Below are 15,262 nucleotides of genomic sequence, written 5' to 3'. Positions count from 1 at the left end.
TCTATTCACCTCATGAATTTGAATTCGCTCGACCTCAATCTCCTGACCGCGCTCGACGCGCTGCTGCGCGAGGCCAGCGTCAGCCGCGCCGCTTTGCGGATCGGGCTGTCGCAGCCGGCGGCGAGTCATGCGCTGCAGCGCCTGCGCGACATCTTTGGCGATCCGCTCCTGGTCCGCGCGGGCGCGCGGATGGAGCTGACGCCGCGGGCGCAAGCCTTGCGCGCGCCGCTGGCGCAGGCGCTCGACCAAGTGCGCGGGCTGTTCGTATCGGATGAATTCGATGCGGCGCGCAGCGAGCGGCAATTCCGACTGATGATGCCGGACCTCGCGGTCGAGCTGTTGATGCCGCCGCTGATGCAAAAAGTGACGCAGGCCGCCCCCAATGTCCGAATCGACGTGGTGCCGTGGCGGGGACCGGCGATTTTCCACGCCGAGTTCGCCCGCACCATCGACCTCGTGATCTCGATCGGCAACGCTTTCAAGGGCTTTCACCGCCAGCTGCTCTACACCGACAGCGACGCGCTGGCAGTGCGGCGCGGCCATCCCATGGCTGCGAAGCTGAAACGGCGCGAGACGTTCCTGGCCGCACGCCATGTCGGCGTAATTATCCGCGGCCAGCCGGAGGACCTAATCGACACCTGGCTGCGCACCAAGGGCATCGACCGGCACATTTCATTGGTCGTCCCGGGTTATCTCGAAGCGCTGCACGTCGCCGCCCGTACCGACCTCGTCGCCTTCGTGCCGCGCCGGCTGATCGGGGCGCTGTCCAAGCAGCTCGGCCTCGTCACGGTGACGCCGCCGCTCGACCCCGGCATCGACGAGCAGTTCATGTTCTACCCGACCCGCGCGCAGATGGATCCGGGCTCAATCTGGTTGCGGCGGCTGATGCTAGAGACGGGACGGGAATTGGAGAAGCCGAGGGTGGGCAAAGCGACTTGCCCGCCATAGCTCGAAGAGCGAACGCGGAAGCGTGCCCACCACTTCTTTATGGCTTGCAAAGATGGTGGGCACGGCACTTCGCGCCTTTGCCCACCCTGCAAGAGCCCTACGCCTTCTGCGCGTTCATCACCTTGCGCACGGCGGGGCGGTCGGACATGCGCTTGAAATGATCGGCGATCTTCGGCGTCGCGTTGATGTCGACGCTGTCGCCTTCGAGCCAGGTCGACAGGGTGTAGAGATAAGGATCACAGATCGTGAACTGCTCGCCCATCACCCAGGGCCCCTTGTACATCTTCTGCTCGATCAGGGCGAAGCAGGCGCCCATGGTCTTTGGGATCATCGCCTTCATGTCGGCGAACGAGCTTTCTTCGCTCGCCCAGCGTGCGCCGCGCATCTTGTGGGCATGGTTGATGTGCACGGTCGAGCAGAGGTAGGAGTTGAACGACTGTACCTGGGCGAAGTCGAAGGGATCGTCGAGCGGCGCGAGCTTGGCCTTGGGGAAGGTCTGCGCGAGATAGGCGAGCATCGCCGGGGTCTCGGTCAGGACGCCACGATCGGTCACCAGCGCGGGCACGCGGCCTTTCGGGTTGATCGCGAGGTACTCCGCGCTGTTCTGCTGGTTGGTCTTGAAGCTCAGCCGCTCCGCCGCGTAGTCGGCGCCGGCTTCTTCCAGGGTGATGTAGGTGGCGAGCGCGCAGGTGCCGGTGGCGTAGTAGAGCTTGAGCATGTCGGACCTCATGGGAAAGCCGGAAGGTAACGGCTGCGGGCCCCGAGGTCCATAGCACGAACTTCTCTTCGCAGTTGCCCACCGGCGCCCGGCTGTGCCAAGACGCCCCGAGTTGGAGGGGCTCCCATGACCGTACTCATCGCCGGCGGCGGCATCGGCGGGCTGACGCTTGCGCTCAGCCTGCACGGAATCGGCATTCCCGTAAAAGTGTTCGAGAGCGTCGCCGAGCTGCGGCCGCTCGGTGTCGGCATCAACGTGCTGCCGCACGCGGTGCGCGAGCTGATCGAGCTCGGGCTGATGGACAAGCTCGATGCCAGCGGCGTGCGCACCCGCGAGCTCGCCTATTTCTCCAAGCACGGCAAGCCGATCTGGAGCGAGCCGCGCGGACTGGAGGCCGGCTATAAATGGCCGCAATTCTCGATCCATCGCGGCACGCTCCAGCAGCTCCTGCTCGACACCGTGGTCGAGCGCCTCGGTCGCGACAACATCCTCACCAGCCATCATCTGACCGGCTGGAGCGAAACCGCAGACGGCGTACGCGCCGATTTCATCGACAAGGCCACCGGCAAGACCGCGGGGACTTACGACGGCACGATCCTGATCGCCGCCGACGGCATCCATTCCGCCGCCCGAGAAAAACTCTATCCCGACGAAGGCCCGCCGATCTGGAACGGCCGCATCCTCTGGCGCGGTGTCACGCCTGCAAAAGCCTTCCTCAGCGGCCGCACCATGATCATGGCCGGCCACGAGATCCTGAAATTCGTCTGCTATCCGATCTCGAAGGAACCGGACGCCGCGGGCAACCATCTGATCAACTGGGTTGCCGAGCGCCACATGCCGCCAACCTATCAATGGCGCCGCGAGGACTATAACCGCACCGCGCGGCTGGAGGAGTTCTTGCCCTGGTTCGAGAGCTGGCAGTTCGACTGGCTCGACGTGCCCGGCCTGATCAAGAACTGCCCGCACGCCTATGAATATCCGCTGGTCGACCGCGATCCGGTGTCACAATGGACTTTCGGCCGCGTCACGCTGATGGGCGACGCCGCACACCCGATGTATCCGATCGGCTCCAACGGCGCCTCGCAGGCGATCCTCGATGCCCGTACCATCACGCGCGAGATCCTGGCGCACGGCCCGACGCAAGCGGCCCTGCTCGCCTATGAGGCCGAGCGGCGGCCTGCAACCACCAGCCTCGTCCTGCTCAACCGCAAGAACGGCCCCGAACAGGTGATGCAGCTCGTCGAAGAGCGCGCGCCCGACGGCTACAAGGTCGTCACCGACGTGCTGTCGCAACAGGAGCTGGAGGATGTTGCCGCCAACTACAAGCGCGTCGCCGGCTTCCAGGTGGAAGCGCTGAATGCCAAGCCGCCGATCGTGAGCGCGAGTGCGCGCGCGACGAAATGAGTATTCGCACGAAGCGAGACGCACGTTGATGCGCCCTCGCCCCTTGCGGGAGAGGGCAGCGACGCCGGTAGACGCAAGCTCACTCGGGTGAGGGGTCTGTCTCCGCGAGTCTAACTCTCATTTGAACTCGCCGAGACAAACCCCTCATCCGGCGCTTCGCGCCACCTTCTCCCGCAAGGGGAGAAGGAGAAAAGAGTGCGCGGCAGCTATTTGCCCACCACCCTCGCCGCCTCCAGCAGCCGCTCGCTCGCGGTCGCCGTCGCCAGCAGCGTACCGTCTTCCGCCATCAGCTTTGCCTCGACGAACGCAATCGTCCTGCCGAGCTGCGTCACCTTGGCCTCGCCGATGATCGGTCCGGGCTTCGCGGGCGCCAGGAAGTTCACGGTCATGCTGATGGTGGTGGTGTAGAGCCGGCCCTCGCTCATCACCAGCACGGCGGGGCCCATCGTGTCGTCGAGCATGGCCGAGAGCATGCCGCCCTGGATGAAGCCGGCCGGATTGCAGAACTCCGGCTTGCCGTCGAAGGCGAGCTTGATCCAGCCTTCCCCGGGACGGGCATCGAGCAGGCGCCACCCCAATAGCTCGGCACAGGGCGGCCTGGGAAAGTTGTCCAGCGCGGTCTTGATCATGCGAGCCTCCGTTGCCGACCACAGCTAACGCAGGCCTGCTGCCAGCATGTTGTCAGCAGGATGGTCTGCTAGGGGTCCAATCCATGCGCAATCACCTTGCGCATGACGTTGGGCAACGCTTCGTCGGCGAGCGTGGCGATGGGCACCCAGCGCATGCCCGCGGGTGCCCGCGTCCGCGCTTCGACCCTCGCCGTGTAGACCACCAGCTCCAGCGGAAAATGCGTGAAGACGTGGGTAACCACGCCGATCTTGCGCTGCCAGCGCGACAGCCCCTTCAGTTCGGGCGCCTGCTGTTTTGCCTTGGCATCGTCCTGCCCGGCCAGCCAATCCGACCCCGGTACCTCGGTCATGCCGCCGAGCAGACCCTTTTCGGGACGGCTGCGGACGAGAAGCTCGTCGCCGCACGTGACAACGAAGGCGGCGCCGCGCCGTAGCGCGCCGCTCTTCTTCGGTGCCTTGCGCGGAAACGTGTCTTGCGTTCCCAGCGCGCGCGCCGTGCAGTCCTCGTTCAGCGGGCATAGCGAGCAGGCTGGCTTTTTCGGCGTGCAGATCGAGGCCCCCAGATCCATCAGCGCCTGCGCGCTATCGCCGGCGCGAGAGTCGGCAAGCAGCGTCGCAGCCAACTCCTGAATCAGCGGCTTGGCCTGCGGGAGCTCTTCTTCAACTGCAAAGAGCCGCGAGACCACGCGTTCGATATTGCCGTCGACCGGCATGGTGCGGCGGTCGAACGCGATCGCCGCGATCGCTGCCGCCGTATAGGGCCCGATGCCCGGCAGCGCACGCAGGCCCACTTCGGTGTCGGGAAAGGCGCCGCCATGCTCGCGCGTCACCACGACCGCGCAGGCATGGAGATTACGGGCGCGAGAATAATAGCCGAGCCCGGCCCACATCCGCAGCACGTCGTCTTGCGAGGCCCGCCCGAGCGCGGTGACATCAGGCCAGCGCGCGACGAATTTTTCGAAATAGGGCCCGACCGCCTTCACCGTGGTCTGCTGCAGCATGATCTCGGACAGCCAGACGCGGTAAGGGTCGGATGCCTCGCCGGGCGCAGCGCGCCAGGGCAAGCGGCGGCGGTGGCGGTCGTACCATTGGAGCAGCGCGAGCGGGCGCGACGAGGTCTCCGGCGGAACTGGTTCCGATTTCGCCTTGAGGGCGGATTTGGGGCTCATGTTCGCACTGTAGCGGCAATGCACCGATCTCTCCACGTCGTGCCCACGCTTGTCGCGGGCATCCACGTTTTTCTTCGCGGCGAAGAGCCTGTGGCCGACGCGCCGGAGTGCTATAAGGTCCCATGTCCAAACTTCGCCCCATGAAACCCGGTCCTATCAGCGCCAAGCCGTTGTCGCTCCTGCTCAACGACGTCTTCGCCGAGGCCTATGCCAAGCAGGGTTTTGCCGCGCGCGAACTGGTGACGCGATGGGCGCAGATTGCCGGGCCGGAGATCGCGGCCCATGCCGAGCCGCTCAAGATGCAATGGCCGCGGCCGGTCGAGGGCCAGCCGCAGGAGCCGGCCACGCTGGTGCTGCGAGTCGAGGGGCCGATGGCGCTGGAGATCCAGCACTCCGCCGATGTGATCCTGCAGCGGGTCAACCGCTTCTTCGGCTGGAGCGCGGTCGGCAAGCTGGCCTTCCGCCAGGCCCCTCTGTCGCGCGCCCGGCGGCCAACCCGACCCGGCCCGCCGGACGCCAAATCGGTGGCCGAGGTGGCTGAGCGCCTGGGCGACATCGAAGATGAACAATTGAAGTCGGCGCTGGCGCGCCTCGGGGCCGCCATCAAGCGAAATTGAGCCTTATTCTGCGGCCAAACTGGACCTCTCCTTGCCGCTCGCCATTGCCTCAAACGACGTTTCAAGCTAGCGACAGGCCGTCTGAATGGGAATTTCGGGCGAGACCACGCCAATCCGGGAGCCGACCTTGATCATCACCCGCCGCGCCTTCACGTCGATGCTGTCGCTGACCGGGCTTGCCGCGCTCGCCGGGTTCTCGCCGCTGCGGTTCATCTCCGATGCCATGATCCCTGAAGCCATGGCGCAGGCGGCGGCCGGCGACGTGGCCAAGCCGGTGTCGCTGCCCGACATGGCGCTGGGCCCGAAGGACGCCGCCGTCACCATCACCGAATACGCCTCGATGACCTGCCCGCATTGCGCGGCCTTCAACGAGCAGGTGTTTCCCAAGATCAAGTCGGAATACATCGACACCGGCAAGGTGCGTTACGTCTTCCGCGAGTTCCCGCTCGACATCAAAGCCGCCGCCGGCTCGATGCTGTCGCGCTGCATCGCCAATGGCGATGCGCCGAAATACTTTGCCGTCACCGACATGCTGTTCCGCCAGCAGAACGACTGGGTGATGAAGAACACCACGGAGACCCTGACCCGGATCGGCAAGCAGGCCGGTCTGACCCAGCAGCAGGTCGAGGCCTGCCTGAAGGACCAGGCGCTGCTCGACAAGATCGCCGCCGACCAGAAATATGCCAGCGACGTTCTGAAGGTCGATTCGACGCCGACGTTCTTCGTCAACGGCGAGAAGATCAAGGGCGAGACCTCGTTCGAGGAATTCGCCAAGAAGATCAATCCGCTGCTCAAGAGCTGATTCGCTCGTCAAGATTCTGATTCGCATCTCGAAAGCCGTATCTTTCCCGGCATAAATCCCTTGGGAAAAGCGGCTTTCGCCGGTTGCCCTCGCGGCGCACCGCGGCCATTGTCCGACCGCATGAGGCGCCTCGCGCGACTCGCCCGGATAGCGACATTGCCTTCCATGGTATTGTCCCGGCAGGGGGATTCGCGCCTGCCAACAGAGATGCGTGCTTATGAAAATCACCCGCCTGCGCCTTCACGGCTTCAAGTCCTTCGTTGAGGCCACCGACTTCGTCATCGAGCCCGGCCTGACCGGCGTGGTCGGCCCCAACGGCTGCGGCAAGTCGAATCTCGTCGAGGCGCTGCGCTGGGCGATGGGCGAGACCTCCTACAAGTCGCTGCGCGCCGCCGACATGGACGCGGTGATCTTCGCCGGCTCCGGCAATCGCCCCGCGCGCAACCACGCCGAAGTGACGATGACGATCGACAATTCCGATCGCACCGCGCCGGCGGCGATGAACGACAGCCAGCTGCTGGAAATCTCCCGCCGCATCGAGCGCGAGGCCGGCTCGGTCTACCGCATCAACGGCCGCGACGTGCGCGCCCGCGACGTGCAGATTCTGTTCGCCGACGCCGCCACCGGCGCGCGCTCGCCGGCCCTCGTCCACCAGGGCAAGATCGGCGAGATCATTCAGGCCAAGCCCGAGCAGCGCCGCCGTGTGCTGGAAGACGCCGCCGGCGTCGCCGGCCTGCACGCCCGCCGCCACGAAGCCGAGCTGCGGCTCAAGGCGGCCGAAACCAACCTCACCCGCGTCGAGGACGTGATCGGCCAGCTCGCGGGGCAAATGGAAGGCCTGAAGAAGCAGGCGCGCCAGGCCGTGCGCTATCGCGAGGTCGCGGCCAAGGTCCGCAAGGCGGAAGCCACCCTGTTCCACCTGCGCTGGATCGGCGCCCATGCCGACGTCAACGAATCCGGCCACACCCACGATCTCGCCGTCCGCGAGATGGCCGAGCGCACCCAGCACCAGGCCGAGGCCGCCCGTATCCAGGCGATCCGCGCTGCCGAAATGCCGGCGCTGCGCGACGCCGAAGCCCGCGCCGCGGCTGGGCTGCAGCGCCTGACCAACGCCCGCGAGTTGCTCGATCGCGAGGAAGAGCGCGCCAAGGAACGCGTCGCGGAACTCGAGCGGCGCCTCGCCCAGTTCGAAGGCGACATCTCGCGCGCCCAGCAGCAGACCATGGACGCCGACGTCGCGCTGCAGCGCCTCGACGCTGAAGATGCCGAGCTGAAGGAAGAGATCAAGTCGCGCGTCGAGAAGCGCTCCGGCGTCGATGAGCGTGTCGCCGAAGCCGAGGCGGTGCTGACCGAAACCGAGCAGCAGTTCGCCGAGCTCACCACCGCGCTCGCCGACCTCACCGCCAAGCGCAATCAGCTCGAAGCCAACGTTCGAACCCACCGCGACAAGCTCGCCCGGCTCGACCAGGAGATTTCGAACGTCGCGGCGGAAGAGCAGAAGCTCACCGAGGCGACCGGCGGCTTCGGCGATCTCGACGAGCTGACCGCGACGGTCGAGAACGCCGAGCAGACACTGGCAGCCTCGGAAGCCGCGGCTCAAGCCAGCGAAGCCGCGCACGTCGCCGCCCGGCAGACGCTGGAATCCTCGCGCTCGCCGCTGGTCGAAGCCGACAAGCGCGTGCAGCGGCTCGATACCGAGGCGCGCACGATCTCCAAGATCCTCAACGGCGAAACCAAGAATCTGTGGCCGCCGATCATCGACGGCATCACCGTCGACAAGGGATTCGAAAAGGCGATCGGCGCGGCGCTTGGCGACGATCTCGACGCGCCGGTCGATCCGTCCGCACCGATGCGCTGGACCAATGCCGGCGTCACCGACGGCGATCCGGAACTGCCCGAAGGCGTCGTGCCGCTCGCCAGCCACGTGCAGGCCCCGGCCGAGCTGACCCGCCGCCTGGCGCAGATCGGCGTGGTGCCGCGCGAGCGCGGCGCCGAGCTGGTCTCGCAGCTCAAGACCGGCCAGCGGCTGGTGTCGCCCGAAGGTGACGTCTGGCGCTGGGACGGTTTTGTCGCAGCCGCCCACGCGCCGACCGGCGCAGCACGGCGGCTTGCCGAGCGCGCCCGCCTCGTCGACATCGAGAACGACCTGGAGCAGGCCCGCATCGACGCGCAGATCAAGCGTCAGGCGCTGGAGAACGCCGAGGCCGAGCTGCAGATGGCCGCCAGCACCGAAGGTGCGAGCCGCGAAGCCTGGCGCGCCGCGCAGCGCGAGCTCAACGTCGCGCGCGAGCGCCATGCCACGGTCGAGCGCGAAATCAGCCGCCACGCCGCGCGCAAGGCGACGCTCTCGGAAGCGCACAGCCGCCTGGCCGCCGACCGTGCCGAGGCCGAAGCCGCCTATGAATACGCCGAAGCCGGGATCTCCGAGCTGCCGTCGAGCGAGGACACCGAAACCCGTCTCGCCGCCGTCCGCAGCGACATCGATGGTCATCGCCGCATGGCCGCCCAGGTCCGCGCCGAGGCACAGGCGCTGGCGCGCGAAGCCGAGCTGGCCGACCGCCGCCTGCAGGCGATCCTCGCCGAACGCACCGAGTGGCAGAACCGCAAGGAGAGCGCGGCCTCGCATATCGACACCATTCAGGCCCGCATTGCCGAGCTTACGATCGAGCGCAGCGATCTCGAGAACGCGCCGGCCGTGTTCGCGGAGAAGCGCAGCGCGCTGATCACCGAGATCGAATACGCCGAGAACGACCGCCGCATGGCCGCTGACGCGCTGGCGACCGCGGAAAACGCGATGGCCGAGACCGATCGCGTCGCGAAGCTGACGCTGGAGGCGCTGTCGAGCTCGCGCGAGGCCACCGCCCGCGCCGAGGAGCGCATGGAAGGCGCGCGGCGCCGGCTCGAGGACATCGAGCGCGAGATCCGCGACATGCTGGAGGTCGAACCGCAGGCCGTTGCCGGCCTCGCAGAGATCGAATCCGGCACGGAGCTGCCGCCGCTGCACGATATCGAGGAAGACCTCGAAAAAATGCGCCGCGATCGCGAGCGCCTGGGGGCTGTCAATTTGCGCGCCGAGGAAGAGCTGCGCGAGGTCGAGACCCAGCACAACGGTCTGGTCACCGAGCGCGACGACCTCGTCGAGGCCATCAAGCGGTTGCGCCAGGGCATCCAGAGCCTCAACAAGGAGGCGCGCGAGCGGCTCCTGACCTCGTTCGAGGTCGTCAACAACCACTTCAAGCGCCTGTTCGTCGAGCTGTTCGGCGGCGGCGAAGCCGCGCTGCATTTGATCGAGAGCGATGACCCGCTCGAAGCCGGCCTCGAGATCATCGCCAAGCCGCCGGGCAAGAAGCCGCAGACGCTGTCGCTGCTCTCGGGCGGTGAGCAGGCGTTGACCGCGATGGCGCTGATCTTCGCGGTGTTCCTCACCAATCCCTCGCCGATCTGCGTGCTGGACGAAGTCGACGCGCCGCTCGACGACCACAACGTCGAGCGCTATTGCAACCTGTTGCACGAGATGACCGCTTCGACGGACACGCGCTTCATCATCATCACCCACAACCCGATCACGATGGCGCGGATGAACCGCCTGTTCGGCGTCACCATGGCCGAACGCGGCGTCTCGCAACTGGTATCGGTGAACCTGCAAGAGGCGGTGGACATTCTCGACCAGAACGTGGCGTGAACCCGCGCCCGTCACGCACCCATTGACGTCGTCATCCGCGAAAGCGGATGATCAAACATGATCTCTCCGACGCTCCCCGCCGAACTGAAAGCGGCCCTCGACGGCAAGCTGCAGGGCTTTTCCCGCACCGACGCTGCGCAACGATCGCAGAAAATCTCGACCACCTATCGCACAGGCGGCGGCTCCGGCACGATCAAGTCGGAGGCCGATGCGCTCGCCTATGCGCTCGCGCGCATGCCGGCGACCTACGCGGCGGTGGCGGCGAGCCTGAATGCGCTGACCGAGATCGCACCGGACTTCGCTCCGGAAACATTGCTCGACGTCGGCGCCGGTCCGGGCACCGCGAGCTGGGCCGCCGCGGAGGCGTTCTCCTCGCTGCAGGATTTCACCCTGCTCGACGCCAACGCCACGCTCAGCCGTCTCGCGCTCGAACTGGCGCGCGACAGCACGCGTCTGGCGGATTGCCGCTATCTGCCGGGCGATGCCGGCGCGAACCTCGCCGAGGTCTCGCAAGCCGATCTCGTCGTCGCGAGCTATGTCATCGGCGAGCTCAGTGAGGGCGATCAACGCAAGCTCGCGGAAGCGATGTGGGCGAAAGCGCGCCACGCGCTGGTCGTGATCGAGCCCGGCACGCCCGCCGGCTACGCCCGCATCCTCGCTTTGCGCCAGCAACTGATCGCGGCGGGCGCCTACGTCGCCGCACCCTGCCCGCACGAAAAGCCGTGTCCGCTGGCGGCGCCCGACTGGTGCCATTTCTCCCAGCGCTTGCCGCGCTCGCAGGCTCATCGCCAGATCAAGGGCGCCGAGGTGCCGTTCGAGGACGAGCGATTCATCTACGTGGCGCTGACCCGTACGCCGCCGGCAACCCGCGCCGCACGCGTGCTGGCGCCGCCGGATGTCGGCAAGGCCGAGATCACGGCCAAGGTGTGCACCGGGGAAGGCCTCGCGATCACGAAGGTGCCGCGCCGTGACAAGGCCGCCTATGCCAGCGCTCGGCGCTGGCGCTGGGGCGATGCCGCCATTGCCGAAAGTTAACTTCCTCCGGCTCTTTCACCTTGAACTCGGATAGCCCCTCATCCGACCAAATCCTACCTCCCCTCTGCGCGGGGCTCTCGCTCCGCACCAATTTGGTCTACCCTAGCGCCCGCCCTTCCCCCTTCAGGAGTTCTCCATGTCGACCGGCTGGATCGTCCTCGGCGTTATCGTCGTCCTCGTGTTCTTTGCCTTCGCCGCCTACAACCGGCTGGTGGCGCTGGGCCAACGCGTCGGCCAGGCCTTTGCCGACGTCGACGTGCAGCTCAAGCAGCGCCACGATCTGATCCCGAACCTGGTCGAGACGGTGAAGGGCTATGCCTCGCATGAGCGCGGCACGCTCGACGACGTCGTCAAGGCGCGCAATTCGGCGATGTCGGCGCAGGGACCGGCACAAGTGTCCGCGGCCGAGACCCAGCTCTCCGGCGCGCTCGGCCGGCTGATCGCGCTGTCGGAGGCCTATCCCGACCTGAAGGCCAACGCCAATTTCCAGCAGCTCGCCAGCGAGCTGTCCGATCTCGAGAACAAGATCGCAGCCAGCCGCCGCTTCTTCAACAACGCGGTCCAGGAATACAACACCGGCATCCAGCAGATGCCCGCCGCTCTGTTCGCCGGCATGTTCGGCTTCACCAAGAAGGACTTCTTCGATCTCGGTGCCAGCCGCACCGAGGTCGAGGCCACGCCGCAGGTGAAGTTCTGAGTTGAGCCGATAGGCCGGCAGGGCATCGCGTCATGGCCGCGTATGGTCTCTACACGCACATCGCCTCGAACAAGTTTCGTTCGATGCTGCTGCTCGCCGGCCTGTTCGCGCTGGTCTATGTGCTGGTCTATGCCGGCGCGCTGATCGCCGAAGTCGTCATCAATGGCGACGAGACCGTCGTCCATTATCTGAGACGCGCCTTCTATGATCTGAAAGTCGCCGCACCGGTTGCGACCGTCGTGGCAGCGGCCTGGGTCGTGATCGCCTACTTCTTCCACCAGTCGATGATCGATGCGGTGACCGGCGGCCACGACGTCACCCGGCAAGAGGAGCCGCGGCTCTATAATCTGCTCGAAAATCTCTGCATCTCGCGCGGCATCACGATGCCGAAGCTGAAGATCATGGAGAGCCCGGCGCTGAACGCGTTCGCGACCGGCCTCAATCCACGGCAATATTCGGTCACCGTCACCACCGGTCTCCTCGATGCGCTGGATGACAAGGAGATCGAGGCGGTGCTGGGCCATGAGCTGACCCACATCAAGAACGGCGACGTGCAGCTCATGGTGGTCGCCGTCATCATCGCGGGTGTGGTCGGGTTCTTCGGCGAACTGTTCTTCCGCCTGTTCACGAATTTCAGCTGGGGCTCCGGCGGCTCGTGGTCGTCGGGCTCCTCCTCGTCGTCACGATCGTCCTCGTCGTCGAGCGACAGCAAGAGTTCGGGGGGCGGCGCGGTGATCGTCATCATCATCGCGGTCGTGCTGATCGTGGTGGCCTGGCTGTTGTCGCAGGTGGTGAAGCTCGCGCTGTCGCGCTCGCGCGAATATCTCGCGGACGCGGGCTCCGTCGAGCTGACGAAAAACCCGGACGCCATGATCTCGGCCCTGCGCAAGATCGAGAACCGCGGCGAACTACCGGGCGCAACCTCGGCAGTGATGGAGCTCTGTGTGGACAATCCACGCGAGGGTTTTGCCGATTTGTTCGCGACCCACCCGTCGGTGCAGTCCCGGGTCGACGCACTGGTCAAGTTCGCCGGCGGCCATGATCCTGGCCCGCTGCCGCCTCCCGCCGACGAGGCCGAGGAGCCAGACGCGCAAGCCGACCGGCAGGACACTCCACCGCCGCTGCGCCAGGGTCCCAGGCGAGGTCCTTGGAACGACGCAGGCGGCGCAGCCAGTCCGCCGCCGTTGCCCGCACCCAGCTCCGCTGGAACCGCCAGCAGCAACCCGATAGGTAATTCCTTGGGCAATCCCACAGGAAATCCTATGGGTCCTTGGGGCCGCCATTGAGCGTGATTTGACGCCATGCGCGGCGGGTTTCGTCGCGATTGCGAAAAACCTCGGGAATTGCCGTAACTGGGCCCTGCGGAATTGAATTATCCCTTGTTTCTGCCATGTTCGCGCCCAACAGCAGACTTGGGACATCTTTGCGACATCGATTTGGGGCCCGGCCGATTGCGACTTCGCGATCGGGGGCGCGCGTTAGGGGACAGCAATGGCAAAGCCGGCAGTGGTTGTGGTGGGCGCAGACAAGGGCGGGGTCGGCAAGACCACTGTGTCGCGCACCTTGCTCGATTATTTTTCCGCCAACAACGTGCCGACGCGCGCCTTCGACACCGAGTCGCCGCGCGGAACCCTGAAGCGCTTCCACCCCGACATCACCGAGATCGTCGACATGACGACGACGTCGGATCAGATGAAGATCTTCGACACGCTCAACGCGACGAGCCCGTCGGTCACCGTGATCGACGTCCGCGCCGGCCTGCTCTCGCCGGCGCTCGCCTCCTTGCGCGACATCGGTTTCCTCGACGCCGCCAAGGCCGGCCAGATCACCTTTGCCGTGTTCCACATCCTCGGACCCTCGATCGCTTCTCTGGACGAAATCGCCGAGACCGCGGGCTTCATGGGGGGTGCCAAATACTTCCTGGTGAAGAACTTCATCAACGATACCCAGTTCTTCCAGTGGGATCAGGCGACCTACCAATCGTATTTCAACCGCATCAAGGACGCGACCGAGCTGACCATCCCCAAGCTCAACGAAATGGCCTATGAGCAGGTCGAGGTGTCCTCCGTCCCGTTCCTGAAATTCGTCGCCAACAAGGGCATCAACGACGAGGCCGCGAACTATTCGTTCGTGCTGCGCGGCTATGTCCGGCATTGGCTTGCGAACGTCTGGAGCGAATTCGACCGGATCCGGCTGACCGATATCGTCGGCTCGACGAAATCCGGGAGCCGCAACAGCGAAAAATAGTTGCGCAAGCCGGGCGGATACGGCTGGATTGGTCGCCAAGTTCGACTGATATAGCTATCGATGCCCGCGACGCCCCTCTACATCATTTGCTCGCCCCGCCCGCAGGTCGGCAAGACCCTGCTGGCGCGGCTTTTGAGCGAATTTTTGCTGCTCAAGAACGGCAACGTCGTGGCCTTCGACGTCAACTTGAAGGAGCCGTCGCTGCTCGACTATCTGCCGAAGATCACGGAGACCGCCGACGTGATCGACACCTATGGCAAGATGCAGCTGATGGATCGCGTCATCGTCGATGACGGGGTTGCCAAGGTGATCGACCTCGGCTTCCACGCTTTCGACGAGTTCTTCAAGATGACCGAGGAAATCGGCCTGTGGAAAGAGGCGGCGCGCCGCCACGTCGCGCCGATGATCCTGTTCGTCGCCGACACCGACCGCGTCTCGGCTCGCGCCCACGAGATGCTGCGCGAACAGATCCCGCGGATCAATCTGATCACGGTGGACAACGAGCACATCGTGCGCGGCGAGCTGCCGGCAGCGATGGCCGGCGGCCGGCTGTTGCGCCTGCCGGCGCTGCCCGGCTTCCTGAAGACCTATATCGGCCGCCTGAACTTCTCCTTTACCGGCTATCTGCGCCAGGAGAAGGATGCCTCGACCGAGCTGCACCAGTGGACCCGGCGCAATTATCTCGCCTTCCGCGAGCTCGAGCTCAGCCTGATCCTGCAACGGTCCTAGGCGAGAATTTACCCGGGCGATATTCCTCGGCGTCCTGGCTCAGTGCCCCTCGAACGTCATCAGCGTGCGCACCGGCACGTCCATCGCGCGCAGCTTGGCGGCGCCGCCGAGATCGGGCAGGTCGATGATGAAGCAGGCGGCGACCACATTGGCGCCGATCTGGCGCAGCAATTTCACCGCGCCTTCCGCGGTGCCGCCGGTGGCGATGAGGTCGTCGACCAGGATCACGCGCTCGCCGGGCTGGATGGCGTCGACATGCATCTCCATCTCGTCGATGCCGTATTCGAGAGAGTAAGCGATCCGCACGGTGGTGTGCGGCAGCTTGCCCTTTTTCCGGATCGGCACGAAGCCGGCCGACACCTGGTGCGCCACCGCGCCGCCGATGATGAAGCCGCGCGCTTCCATGCCGGCGACCTTGTCGATCTTGTTGCCGGCCCAGGGATTGACGAGCTCGTCGACCGCGCGGCGGAACGCACGCGCATCCGCGAGCAGCGTGGTGATGTCGCGGAACAAGATCCCGGGTTTCGGGTAGTCCGGGATGGTGCGGACGCTCGCCTTCAGATCGTGGTCAAAAGTCATGGTGCC

Annotated in this window: 14 protein-coding genes; 10 read left to right on the top strand and 4 right to left on the bottom strand. The window is 65.8% G+C overall.

All coding sequences use genetic code 11. From position 1 onward, the window contains the following. The first annotated feature begins 12 nt into the window (after window positions 1-12). Window positions 13-948 carry a LysR family transcriptional regulator gene (locus tag AC0L3J_RS19145; RefSeq protein ID WP_456765588.1) on the top strand — a complete coding sequence of 312 codons (936 nt, stop codon included), beginning with the start codon at window positions 13-15 and terminating at the stop codon, window positions 946-948. 97 nt (window positions 949-1,045) lie between these two features. Here the strand turns inward: AC0L3J_RS19145 and AC0L3J_RS19140 are convergent, their stop codons facing one another. Next, window positions 1,046-1,666 carry a glutathione S-transferase family protein gene (locus AC0L3J_RS19140; protein ID WP_456765589.1) on the bottom strand — a complete coding sequence of 207 codons (621 nt, stop codon included), beginning with the start codon at window positions 1,664-1,666 and terminating at the stop codon, window positions 1,046-1,048. Window positions 1,667-1,792: 126 nt separating this feature from the next. Here AC0L3J_RS19140 and AC0L3J_RS19135 point away from each other — a divergent pair, with 126 nt between their 5' ends. Further along, entirely contained in the window at window positions 1,793-3,070 is a 1,278-nt protein-coding gene (locus AC0L3J_RS19135) for a flavin-dependent oxidoreductase (protein ID WP_456765590.1), read from the top strand. A 206-nt stretch (window positions 3,071-3,276) separates the two neighbouring features. Here AC0L3J_RS19135 and AC0L3J_RS19130 read toward each other — a convergent pair whose 3' ends face one another. Together AC0L3J_RS19130 and mutY are read right to left on the bottom strand one after the other, a co-directional pair. Then, window positions 3,277-3,699 carry a PaaI family thioesterase gene (locus tag AC0L3J_RS19130; protein WP_456765591.1) on the bottom strand — a complete coding sequence of 141 codons (423 nt, stop codon included), beginning with the start codon at window positions 3,697-3,699 and terminating at the stop codon, window positions 3,277-3,279. Window positions 3,700-3,767: 68 nt separating this feature from the next. After that, window positions 3,768-4,868 carry an A/G-specific adenine glycosylase gene (gene mutY, locus AC0L3J_RS19125; RefSeq protein ID WP_456765592.1) on the bottom strand — a complete coding sequence of 367 codons (1,101 nt, stop codon included), beginning with the start codon at window positions 4,866-4,868 and terminating at the stop codon, window positions 3,768-3,770. Between the two features lie 122 nt (window positions 4,869-4,990). Between mutY and AC0L3J_RS19120 the strand changes: the two genes are divergently transcribed. The 8 genes from AC0L3J_RS19120 to AC0L3J_RS19085 all read left to right on the top strand — a co-directional run bounded on the left by AC0L3J_RS19120 (window position 4,991) and on the right by AC0L3J_RS19085 (window position 14,677). Continuing rightward, on the top strand, window positions 4,991-5,485 hold the full coding sequence (locus tag AC0L3J_RS19120) for a DUF721 domain-containing protein (protein ID WP_106945134.1): 495 nt from the start codon (window positions 4,991-4,993) through the stop codon (window positions 5,483-5,485). A gap of 127 nt (window positions 5,486-5,612) precedes the next feature. Next, window positions 5,613-6,287 (top strand): DsbA family protein, encoded by a 675-nt coding sequence (locus AC0L3J_RS19115; protein WP_456769691.1) that lies wholly within the window; start codon window positions 5,613-5,615, stop codon window positions 6,285-6,287. Window positions 6,288-6,504: 217 nt separating this feature from the next. Next, window positions 6,505-9,969 (top strand): chromosome segregation protein SMC, encoded by a 3,465-nt coding sequence (smc, locus tag AC0L3J_RS19110; RefSeq protein ID WP_456765593.1) that lies wholly within the window; start codon window positions 6,505-6,507, stop codon window positions 9,967-9,969. 57 nt (window positions 9,970-10,026) lie between these two features. Continuing rightward, the gene (locus tag AC0L3J_RS19105; protein ID WP_456765594.1) at window positions 10,027-11,004 is read left to right on the top strand and encodes a small ribosomal subunit Rsm22 family protein; all 978 of its coding nucleotides are present in this window, start codon (window positions 10,027-10,029) and stop codon (window positions 11,002-11,004) included. A gap of 136 nt (window positions 11,005-11,140) precedes the next feature. Beyond that, window positions 11,141-11,701, top strand: coding sequence for a LemA family protein (locus AC0L3J_RS19100; RefSeq protein ID WP_456765595.1), 561 nt, complete (start codon window positions 11,141-11,143; stop codon window positions 11,699-11,701). 32 nt (window positions 11,702-11,733) lie between these two features. After that, window positions 11,734-12,987 carry a M48 family metallopeptidase gene (locus AC0L3J_RS19095; RefSeq protein WP_456765596.1) on the top strand — a complete coding sequence of 418 codons (1,254 nt, stop codon included), beginning with the start codon at window positions 11,734-11,736 and terminating at the stop codon, window positions 12,985-12,987. Window positions 12,988-13,192: 205 nt separating this feature from the next. Then, window positions 13,193-13,948 carry a P-loop NTPase family protein gene (locus AC0L3J_RS19090; RefSeq protein WP_027516412.1) on the top strand — a complete coding sequence of 252 codons (756 nt, stop codon included), beginning with the start codon at window positions 13,193-13,195 and terminating at the stop codon, window positions 13,946-13,948. A 60-nt stretch (window positions 13,949-14,008) separates the two neighbouring features. Continuing rightward, complete coding sequence (locus tag AC0L3J_RS19085; protein ID WP_456765597.1) at window positions 14,009-14,677, top strand: hypothetical protein; 669 nt, start codon at window positions 14,009-14,011, stop codon at window positions 14,675-14,677. A 39-nt stretch (window positions 14,678-14,716) separates the two neighbouring features. On the opposite strand, the gene AC0L3J_RS19080 is transcribed toward AC0L3J_RS19085, so the two are convergent. Continuing rightward, the gene (locus tag AC0L3J_RS19080; RefSeq protein ID WP_007595035.1) at window positions 14,717-15,256 is read right to left on the bottom strand and encodes an adenine phosphoribosyltransferase; all 540 of its coding nucleotides are present in this window, start codon (window positions 15,254-15,256) and stop codon (window positions 14,717-14,719) included. Window positions 15,257-15,262 lie beyond the last annotated feature (6 nt).

It is taken from the genome of Bradyrhizobium sp. Kon37, from assembly GCF_055807535.1.
Note: the sequence above shows the minus strand (reverse complement) of the source record. Positions and strands in the feature narration are given on the sequence as shown.